This is a genomic window from Pseudomonas sp. NPDC089743, from assembly GCF_044748785.1.
GTDB lineage: Bacteria > Pseudomonadota > Gammaproteobacteria > Pseudomonadales > Pseudomonadaceae > Aquipseudomonas > Aquipseudomonas putida_X.
Window position 1 is genome coordinate 55,050 of record NZ_JBIVGS010000022.1, and the last position, 9,946, is coordinate 64,995.

A 9,946-nucleotide genomic window follows, 5' to 3' on the forward strand; every position below is an offset into this window, starting at 1 on the left:
GTCGTGTTCAGAGCCATTGGCGTGGCGTCCAGCGGTGCTACGTTGTTGGGCTCGTTGGCGCGTACGGCCAGGAATGTAGTGGGGCGCAGGGTGGCTTTCCGGGCCAGGCATAACGCTGCGCAAGCTAGCGAGCCCGGGCGCTCCGTAGGCCATCAGGAGCTGCATCAGCTATCCAGAATCTCGAATCAGCAGTTTTTCCTGACTGGGAGCGCTGGGGTCGCTGGGCAGTTGACGGCTGCGATCAGTGGGGTAACGCCTGCCTTCCAGACAGCGACAGATGTGTTTAGCGTGGTGAATTCAGTCACCAACCTGAGCGGCGGTTTGACAGGTAACTTTGCTGCAGCCCGTGAGGTGGTGAGTTACTTGAGAGTAAACCCATTTGAAATTCCCAGTGTCGCTCTGGAGACTTTCATGGATGTGACGATGGTGGACGAAATGTTCGCTACCGTGGGCCGGGGGCTTTCAGCAGCAGCGGAAAGGATTTCAGCAGCGGCGGAAAGGATAAGGTCAATGCGCCCAACCCCGCACAGCGTCACCGTGTAGCGTCAGGCCCTGGTGTCCAAGCGTCGGCCGACGCGCTCCTACTCGTCAGGCGAGTGGAGCGCGTCAGGCTAACGCTGAATACTCACTGCGCCTTCACCTCTTTCAGGTAGGGAGCAGGCTCTGCGCCCAAATTGGCCAATACGCGGTCGCTGTACCAGTCAATGAAGTTCACCACACCAAACTCGTAAGTCTTCGAGTAGGGCCCCGGCTGATACGCCGTCGAGTTGATACCGCGCTGGTTTTCTTCGGCCAGGCGGCGGTCCTGGTCGTTGGTGGCATCCCACACCTTGCGCATGCGTTCAGGGTCGTAGTCCACGCCTTCCACGGCATCCTTGTGCACCAGCCACTTGGTGGTGACCATGGTCTCCTGGGCGCTGATCGGCCATACGGTGAACACGATCATGTGGTCGCCCATGCAGTGGTTCCACGAGTGTGGCAGGTGCAGGATGCGCATCGAGCCGAGGTCCGGGTTCTTGATGCGGCCCATCAGTTTCTGGCACGCCTGTTTGCCGTCCATGGTCATCGACACGGTGCCCTTGAGCAGCGGCATGCGCACGATGCGGTTACGCAGGCCATGGCTCTTGTGCAGATACGGGATCTTCTCGGCTTCCCAAGCGGCGGCCGAGGCCGCCACGTGGTCCTTGAATTCCTGGCTGGCGCGCGGATCGTTGGTGTCGTCCCACTCCAGCAGGGTTTGCAGCAACTCCGGGTGCGAGCCGGAACAGTGGTAGCACTCGCGGTTGTTTTCCAGCACCAGCTTCCAGTTGGCCTTTTCCATCAAGGTGGTTTGCACTGCCACCTTGGTGTTCTCCATGTCATACGGTTCCATGTAGTGGTCCAGGGTGGCCAGGAACTCGTCGATCGCAGGTGGGTTTTCCGCCAGGCTGATGAAGATGTAGCCACCGGCGACTTTTACGTTCACAGGCTTGAGGCCGTACTCTTTCATGTCGAAGTCGGCGCCCATTTCAGTACCTGCGAACAGCAGGCGACCGTCCAGTTCATACGTCCACTGGTGGTAATGGCAGACCAGCTTTGCCACTTTGCCTTTCTCGTTGACGCACAGGCGCGAGCCACGATGGCGGCAGACGTTGTGGAAGGCATGCACCTTACCTTCGCTTCCGCGCACCACGATGATCGGGTTCTTGCCGATCTGCAGGGTGATGTAGTTGCCCTTGGCCGGGATTTCGCACGTCATGCCGGCAATCAGCCATTCCTTGTGGAAGATCTCCTGCATGTCGATCTGGAACAGACGCTCGTCGGTGTAGAACGGCTGGGGCAGCGAGTAGGTGCGCTCGCGGGTCTGCAGCATCTCGGCGGTGGCCTTGCGTGCAGCTTCCAGTGGATCGCCCAGGCTCAGGGTTGCGGTGACGTCCATCGTGTAATCCTCGGGGCCGTATGCGGCCGGCAAAAGGTGGCTAATCGTTGTTGTGGTGCCGCAAGAGCATCTGTGAAAAAACAGCAGGTTCTTTTGCCGTGGAGTGTGCGTCCGAAGACGCCGCGAACCGTATCCATGGGCGACATGGCCGATTTGAATTACGACGCGCCAGCCCTTGTAGCACGGGGCTGGTCGCGATAAGCACGCCGATGTCGCAGGCAGGAATGTGCGACGCCTTCAGCTTGCGCATTATCGCAGCCATGAAAAGGGCCATTAGTCGGCCGCTGGAGATGAACATGTCCGATACTTTCCTCAATCCGGTCACCACCCAGACCTGGGCCAATGGCCGCCACATCGTGCGTTGCGTCAAGGTCATCCAGGAGACCTGGGACGTGCGCACCTTCTGCTTCATGGCCGACCAGCCGATCATGTTCTTCTTCAAGCCTGGGCAGTTCGTCACCCTGGAACTGGAGATCGAAGGCAAGCCGGTGATGCGCTCCTACACCATCTCCAGTTCGCCGTCGGTGCCCTACAGCTTTTCGATCACCGTCAAGCGGGTGCCAGGCGGGCATGTGTCCAACTACCTGCACGACACCATGCACGAAGGCTTTGAAGTGCCTGTGCACGGCCCGGTGGGGCTGTTCAACGCCATCGACTTCCCGGCTGCCAAGGTGCTGTACCTCTCTGGCGGTGTCGGTATCACGCCGGTGATGTCCATGGCCCGCTGGTTCTACGACACCAATGCCAATGTCGACATGGTGTTCGTGCACAGCGCCCGCTCCCCCAAGGACATCATCTACCACCGCGAACTGGAGCAGATGGCGTCCCGCATCCCCAACTTCAGCCTGCACATCATTTGCGAGAAGCACGGCCTGGGTGAGCCTTGGGCGGGTTATCGCGGCTATCTGAACCAACGGCTGATGGAACTGATCGCGCCCGATTACATGGAGCGCGAGGTGTTCTGCTGCGGCCCGACGCCCTACATGACTGCGGTCAAGCGCATGCTCGAGGCGGTCGGCTTCGACATGAAGAACTACCACGAGGAGTCGTTCGGCGCGACGCCGGCAGAGGCCAAGGCCGATGCCGTGGAGCATGCCGAGCAGGCGGCCGATGCGCCGGAAGTGGACGTGTCCGAGCTGAACCTGGTGGAGTTCATCGGCAGCGAGAAGAGCATCCGGGTCGTTCCTGGCGAGACCGTGCATGCGGCGGCGGCCAAGGTCGGGCTGATGATCCCCAAAGCTTGCGGCATGGGCATCTGCGGGACCTGCAAGGTGCTCAAGCTGGGTGGCGAGGTGGAGATGGAGCACAACGGCGGGATTACCGAGGAAGATGAAGCCGAGGGCTATATCCTGTCGTGCTGCAGCGTACCCAAAGGGGACGTGCGGATCGATTACTGATCCGGTAATTGCTGGGGCCGCAAGGCGGCCCCCGGTGGTGTCAGGTGCGAAAGCGTGCCACCAGCCCATTCAAATCCACAGCCAGGCGCGACAGCTCTGCGCTCGCCGCGCTGGTCTGATGTGCGCCGGTCGCGCTCTGCACCGACAAGTCATTGATGTTCACCAGGTTGCGGTCAACCTCACGTGCTACCTGGGCTTGTTCCTCCGCCGCGCTGGCGATTACCAGGTTACGTTCATTGATCTGCGCCACTGCCCCGGCAATGGTGTCCAGCGCCATACCGGCGCCCTTGGCGATGTTCAGCGTCGACTCGGCGCGTTCGGTGCTGGTGCGCATCGACTCGACCGCCTGTTCGGTGCCGCCTTGGATGCTGCCGATCATCCGTTCGATTTCGCTGGTCGACTGCTGGGTACGGTGTGCCAGCGCACGCACTTCATCCGCCACCACCGCAAACCCACGGCCCGCTTCGCCGGCACGCGCCGCTTCGATGGCCGCATTGAGCGCCAGCAGGTTGGTCTGGTCGGCCAGGCCACGGATCACATCCAGTACCTTGCCGATGTCGCGTGATTGTTCGGCCAAATGGGTGATCAGTTTGGCGGTGGCCTGTACATCACCGCTCATCCGCTCGATGGCACCTACGGTTTCCAGCACCAGGTCACGCCCGTCGCCGGTCGAGCGGCTGGCCTCGCTGGAGGCTTCTGAGGTGCTCACAGCGTTACGCGCCACTTCCTCGACGGCGCTGGTCATTTCGGTCACCGCCGTGGCGGCCTGCTCGATTTCATTGTTCTGCTGTTGCAGGCCACGCGCGCTCTCGTCGGTAACGGCGTTCAGCTCTTCGGCGGCCGACGCCAGCTGGGTAGCGGAGCCCGCGATCAGCTGCAGGGTGTCGCGCAATTTTTCCTGCATGCGCCCCATCGCGCGCAGCAGGCGCGCGGCCTCATCGGTGCCTTCGGCGCGGATGGTATGGGTCAGGTCACCGTCGGCAATCTGCTCGGCGGCCTGGAGGGCTGCGTCGATGGGTTTGACGATGCTGCGGGTCAGCAGCAACGCGCAGAGGAAGGTCAGCACGGCTGCGGCAACCAGCAGGCCGACTACCAGGACGAAGGCCGCTGAGTACTGGTTGGCGGCGGTTTCGTTGGTCGCGCGGGTCTGGTCGGTGTTGATCCGCACCAGGGTGTTCATGACCTTGTTGATTTGCTCGGAGTTGGCCAGCAGGTCGCGGTTGAGCAGGTCACGCAGTTCATCAGTGCGGTTGGCCTGGCTCAGGCTGCGCATGCGCGACTCCAGCTGACGGTACTGGTTGAGCAGTTCAGTGTACTGGTCGAAGGCAGCCTGTTCGTCTGCCGCGCTGATCAGTGGCAGGTAGGCCTGGCGAGCGCGGTCGATCTCGGCGTTGCGCTGGTCCAACAGGTTGAGGGTGTCGCGCTGTACTTCCGGTTCGCGGTTGAGCAGCAATCGGTAGGCGAGGGTGCGCAGGCGCAGGTTGAGCGAGGTCAGCTCGTCCAGGGTTTTGATACTGGGCACGCTGATGTTTTCGATGGCAAGGCCCGCCTGGCGGATGTTGCCCATCTGCATGAGCGAGAAGATACCAAGGCCGAGCATGAGCAAGCCGATCAAGGCGAACCCGAGCAAGGCGCGGGGGGCGATATTCATGTTGCGTAGGGACATGGCGGGACGAATCCAGGCAAAAGGAGTGGACGCGTTCCCTGCGACGAAATATGACTTGCCTGGCTATCGGTCGTGACCGGCCAGTCTTGAGTGTGAACGGCAAAAATTGTGAGCCTGCTATCCATTTACCTGACCGGCGGTTGACCCAAGTCGGAACAAGGCGCCCGATACCCTGTCAATCTGCGGGTTAGAAACCTTGAGATTCCGATATTTAATGGCGAGTGCTCACACTTTTCTTTATCGTGTGCGCCCTTTGCAACAACCCGAGATAGACCCCATGCTGGAAGCCTCCCTGAATCAACTCGAGCAACTGGTCAGCGACCTGATGCAGAAAAACGCTCAACTCACCGAGCAGAACACCACGCTTGGCCAGGAACTGGCCCAAGCCAAGGAAGAGAACGAAACCCTGCAACTGTCGTTGATGGAGCAGGAAGAAAAGCACGGTGCCACCGCTGCGCGCATCCAGGCGCTGGTTGAACGCGCCAGCGCAGGTGTCGTCGGCGCATGAGACTGCAAGCGCAGCCGGTCAATGTCGTGTCGATCCTCGGCAACGACTATTCGATCAAGGCGCCCGAAGGCCAGGAAGAAACCCTGGCGCAGGCGGTACGCATGCTCAACACCGCCCTTGCCGAAACCAAACGTTCGTACCCGACCCTGATCGGCGACAAGCTGCTGGTGCTGGCCGCCCTGAATCTGTGTTCCAAGCAGGTTGAACTGCAGAAGGAACATCAGCAGACACTGGAGCGTACACAGGCACAGATCGACGCCACGGTGGACGCGATCGTTCGGACCATCGCCGAACAGTAAAAGCACGCTGTCAGTACTGCGGGGACGGGTTTGCCTGCCCCCGCAGTGTCTTCAACCTTGTCGCAGGTCGCTGGTATTAATGGATACCTGAGTGTATACACTTTCCCCCAAACAATTATTCCTGGGGAGGAAGGGGCATGGGTATCTGGCGTCGAAGTATCCAGTGGCAATTGATCGCGAGCATGGGCGCGGCACTGCTGGCGAGCATCCTGGTGGTCGTGATCATTTTCACCGTGGCGCTCAACCGCCTCACCGATCGCTATCTGGTCGACACAGCCCTCCCGGCCAGCATCGAAGCCATCCGCAACGACATCGAGCGAATGCTCGGCAAGCCGCTGGTCGCCGCAGCCGACATCGCCGGCAACACGCTGCTGCGTGACTGGCTGGCCGCCGGTGAAGACGCCGGCGAAATGCCACGCTTTATCGAGTACCTGCAGGCCGCCAAGCAGCGCAACCAGGCCTTCACCACGCTTTTCGCCTCGACCGAAACCGGCCACTACTACAACGAAAATGGCTTGGACCGCACCCTCAGCCGCGACAACCCCAAAGACACGTGGTTTTACGGCTACATCGACAGCGGCGCCGAGCGCCTGATCAATATCGATATCGACGGTTCCACGGGCGAGCTGGCGCTGTTCATCGATTACCGTGTGGAAAAGGACGGCAAGCTGGTCGGTGTGGCCGGCATGGGCCTGCGCATGACCGAGTTGTCACAACTGATCCACGACTTCAGCTTTGGCGAGCACGGCAAGGTGTTTCTGGTACGCAACGATGGCTTGATCCAGGTGCATCCGGACGCTGCCCTCAGCGGCAAGCGACAGCTCGCGCAACAGCTCGATGAACAGGCGGCCAAGGCGGTGATCAGCGGTGAGCCGGGTTTGCGCACCAGCCGATTCCAGCGTGATGGTAAAGACTTTCTGGCCTTGGGCTTACCCCTGCGCGACCTGAACTGGACCTTGGTTGCCGAGGTGCCGGAGGCAGAGATCTATGCACAGATGCGTCAGGCCCTCTGGCTTACCACGTTGATCGGCGGTGGTGTGGCGCTGCTTTCGCTGTTGCTGGTGGTGGTGCTGGCGCGTGGCTTGGTACAGCCTGTGCGCCGAGTGACTGCCGCGTTGGTGCAGATTGGCAGTGGTGGCGGCGACCTCAGCCATCGTCTCGACGATTCGCGTCAGGACGAACTGGGCGAACTGGCCCGCGGATTCAACCGATTTCTCGACAGCCAGCGCGGCCTGATCGGCGAAGTGCTGCGCACCACCGAGCGTTTGCATCGTGCGGTCGAGCAGGTGACTCAGGTGGTGGACAACACGGCCGAACGTTCCGGGCGGCAGCAGGAAATGACCGAAATGGTCGCCACCGCCGTGCACGAAATGGGGCTTACGGTGCAGGACATTGCCCGCAACGCCGGCGATGCTGCGCAAGCTTCGCAGTCAGCGCGTGAGGAGGCCTTGCAGGCGCGTGAGGTGGTACGCCGGTCGATCCAAGGTATCGAGGGTATGTCGGGTGACATCGGCAAGGCGGCGGATGCGGTGGCGCAACTGGCCGACGAAGTCGCCTCCATCGATGAAGTATTGGCGGTGATCCGCAGCATCTCCGAGCAGACCAACCTTCTGGCGCTCAATGCTGCCATCGAGGCGGCGCGGGCAGGGGAGATGGGGCGCGGCTTTGCCGTGGTGGCCGATGAGGTGCGGACGCTGGCGCGGCGTACCCAGGTGTCCACCGATGAAGTTCAGCAGATGATCCAGCGCCTCAAGCACGGCGCAGGTTCGGCGGTGACGTCGATGCAGGCGGGGCAGCAGGCGACGGGGAGTGGCGTGGCGTCGAGCCAGCGAACCGGGGCCTCGTTGGGGGCGATTACCGACCAGGTCGAGCACATCAGCGACATGAACCACCAGGTGGCCACGGCGACGGAAGAGCAGTCGGCGGTGACCGAGGAGATCAACCGGACGGTGCAGGGGATTTCTGACCTGGCCAGGCAGACCGCGGCGGAAGTGCAGGGGTGCCGGCAGGAGTGCCAGGCGTTGCGCGGGCTGGCCGATGACCTGGCCCGGCAGATGGGTGGGTTCAAGCTTTAAACACGCAGGCCAGGTTACGGTCCATCGTGACCAATGCCGCTCCCGGAGTGCCGGCGCCAATGGAAGCGGCGTTGGTACGGTGGGCGGCTAACCCAAAAGATGCTCATGCTGAGTCTTTGGTTTCAGTGATCCACCAAGAGATGTTGTCCAGCACTTTATACTCGAACTGCTGTTCTTTGACCGAGTACTTGAGTTCGTCGCCGTCGCTGATGATTTCTAATTTATCGTCCTGCAATAAATTGACGAGCATGTATTTATCGGAAATGCCTTCAATTTCATAGCTTTCATCATGCGGTGTGATGAGATACACGATGGTTTCAGTGCTGTTTGCAGTGCGTTGCTCAATGGTTGCCTTGAGCGCATTCCGGGTTCTTTCACTGATTGAAACTTTTGCCTTTTGGGATTTATCCAGCGTGATTGCCACGCTCTCGTCGCCGTTGAGCCGTTCCTGCGAGATCTTGACCACGGTGCCTGAGGTTCCATGGTGGCTAAAGTAGTGCCCAGGCTTGAGAGCGCGGAAGTACTTGAGGTTCTCGGCTTCAATACCTGGCAATTCGTTATCGTTGATCAATATTTTAGTGGCCATGATACGTCCTCGTAAAACTCAGCCACTGAGGGTTGTGGCCCCGAAGAACATAAAAGCTCTGTGACGGGCTGCAAACTGGCAGAACTGTCAGGTGACATTGTGTGCAAGGCTGTTGTAAGCGTTGTTGAACAAGCGGTTTGGCGGGCCGTAAGGCCCGCCATGCAATTACGTCAGGCGCCGATGACGCTACGGATATCCGCTGCCAGTGAGCGCACCCGTTCCTCTTCGGTGTCCCATGAACACATGAACCGCGCCCCGCCGCTGCCAATGAAGGTGTAGAAGCGCCAGCCTCTGGCGCGCAACGCTTCCAACGCGGGCTCCGGCATCTGCAGGAACACCCCGTTGGCCTCTACCGGGAACATCAGCTCTACCCCCGGCAGGTCACTCACCAACGACGCCAGCAGCTGCGCGCAATGGTTGGCGTGGTTGCCATGGCGCAGCCAGGCGCCGTTTTCCAGCAGCCCCACCCAGGGTGCCGACAAAAAGCGCATTTTCGAGGCCAACTGCCCGGCCTGCTTGCAGCGGTAGTCGAAGTCTTCGGCCAGGTCGCGGTTGAAGAACAGGATCGCCTCACCGACCGCCATACCGTTCTTGGTGCCGCCAAAGCACAGCACATCCACGCCGGCCTTCCAGGTCAGCTCGGCCGGGCTGCAGCCAAGAAATGCGCAGGCATTGGTGAACCGCGCGCCGTCCATGTGCAGGTTCAGGCCCAGCTCTTTGCAGGTGGCGCTGATCGCCTTGAGCTCATCGGGGCGGTACACGGTACCTACTTCGGTTGCCTGGGTCAGGGTCACCACACGTGGCTTGGGGTAGTGGATGTCTTGGCGCTTGAGCGCCACTTCACGGATCGATTGCGGCGTCAGCTTGCCGTTGACGCTGGGCGCGGTGAGCAGCTTGGAGCCGTTGGAGAAAAACTCCGGCGCGCCACATTCATCGGTTTCTACGTGGGCGGTCTCGGAGCAGATCACGCTGTGGTAGCTCTGGCACAAAGAGGCCAGGGCCAGGGAATTGGCGGCGGTGCCGTTGAAGGCGAAAAACACTTCGCAGTCGGTTTCGAACAGCTCGCGGAAGTACTGGGCGGCGCGCTCGGTCCACTGGTCGTCGCCGTAGGCGCGGTCGTGGCCGATGTTGGCCTTTTCCATCGCTGCCCAGGCTTCGGGGCAGATACCGGAATAATTGTCGCTGGCGAATTGTTGGCTTTTGTCTGTCATGACACGGTCCTGTGAACGAAGCAGAACAGCACTCTAAACCATCGATTCAGGGGTTGCCTATACAAGCTCTGCACGGTTGCTTGTGCGGGGGGTTCATGCCGGCCGAATCGCCGGTAAGCGCTGCCTGGCGGGGCTCCAGTGGCCTTGGCAGCGGTGGGGCAGTGAGTCTGATCAGGGCTGCTGCGCAGCCCATCGCCGGCAAGCCGGCTTGTATGGTTAGACTTGAAGGGGTGGTGGGACTAAATGCCGGATTCTGACTGTTGACCCAGTACAGACTGTGGGAGAC

At 60.8% G+C, this 9,946-nt stretch carries 9 protein-coding genes; 5 read left to right on the plus strand and 4 right to left on the minus strand.

Annotated elements, in window-relative coordinates:
• Nucleotides 1-291 precede the first annotated feature (291 nt).
• Entirely contained in the window at nt 292-543 is a 252-nt protein-coding gene (locus tag ACIPZC_RS24640; RefSeq protein WP_400630106.1) for a hypothetical protein, read from the plus strand.
• Nucleotides 544-625: 82 nt separating this feature from the next.
• Here ACIPZC_RS24640 and gbcA read toward each other — a convergent pair whose 3' ends face one another.
• Nucleotides 626-1,918 (minus strand): glycine-betaine demethylase subunit GbcA, encoded by a 1,293-nt coding sequence (gene gbcA / locus ACIPZC_RS24645; RefSeq protein WP_241805609.1) that lies wholly within the window; start codon nt 1,916-1,918, stop codon nt 626-628.
• 296 nt (nt 1,919-2,214) lie between these two features.
• Here gbcA and gbcB point away from each other — a divergent pair, with 296 nt between their 5' ends.
• The gene (gbcB, locus tag ACIPZC_RS24650; protein ID WP_241805610.1) at nt 2,215-3,315 is read left to right on the plus strand and encodes a glycine-betaine demethylase subunit GbcB; all 1,101 of its coding nucleotides are present in this window, start codon (nt 2,215-2,217) and stop codon (nt 3,313-3,315) included.
• 40 nt (nt 3,316-3,355) lie between these two features.
• Here the strand turns inward: gbcB and ACIPZC_RS24655 are convergent, their stop codons facing one another.
• The gene (locus ACIPZC_RS24655) at nt 3,356-4,981 is read right to left on the minus strand and encodes a methyl-accepting chemotaxis protein (protein WP_400630094.1); all 1,626 of its coding nucleotides are present in this window, start codon (nt 4,979-4,981) and stop codon (nt 3,356-3,358) included.
• A gap of 277 nt (nt 4,982-5,258) precedes the next feature.
• Between ACIPZC_RS24655 and ACIPZC_RS24660 the strand changes: the two genes are divergently transcribed.
• The 3 genes from ACIPZC_RS24660 (at nt 5,259) to ACIPZC_RS24670 (ending at nt 7,863) form a co-directional block, all read left to right on the plus strand.
• Nucleotides 5,259-5,489 (plus strand): hypothetical protein, encoded by a 231-nt coding sequence (locus tag ACIPZC_RS24660; protein WP_012316647.1) that lies wholly within the window; start codon nt 5,259-5,261, stop codon nt 5,487-5,489.
• Entirely contained in the window at nt 5,486-5,788 is a 303-nt protein-coding gene (locus ACIPZC_RS24665; protein WP_012316646.1) for a cell division protein ZapA, read from the plus strand. Before ACIPZC_RS24660 ends, ACIPZC_RS24665 begins: the two co-directional genes overlap by 4 nt.
• 137 nt (nt 5,789-5,925) lie before the next feature.
• A complete protein-coding gene (locus ACIPZC_RS24670) occupies nt 5,926-7,863 on the plus strand; it encodes a methyl-accepting chemotaxis protein (RefSeq protein WP_400630097.1) in 1,938 nt (645 codons plus the stop codon).
• A 103-nt stretch (nt 7,864-7,966) separates the two neighbouring features.
• Here ACIPZC_RS24670 and ACIPZC_RS24675 read toward each other — a convergent pair whose 3' ends face one another.
• Nucleotides 7,967-8,449 carry a hypothetical protein gene (locus ACIPZC_RS24675; protein WP_400630099.1) on the minus strand — a complete coding sequence of 161 codons (483 nt, stop codon included), beginning with the start codon at nt 8,447-8,449 and terminating at the stop codon, nt 7,967-7,969.
• Nucleotides 8,450-8,619: 170 nt separating this feature from the next.
• Nucleotides 8,620-9,660 (minus strand): low specificity L-threonine aldolase, encoded by a 1,041-nt coding sequence (locus ACIPZC_RS24680; protein WP_241805616.1) that lies wholly within the window; start codon nt 9,658-9,660, stop codon nt 8,620-8,622.
• Nucleotides 9,661-9,946 lie beyond the last annotated feature (286 nt).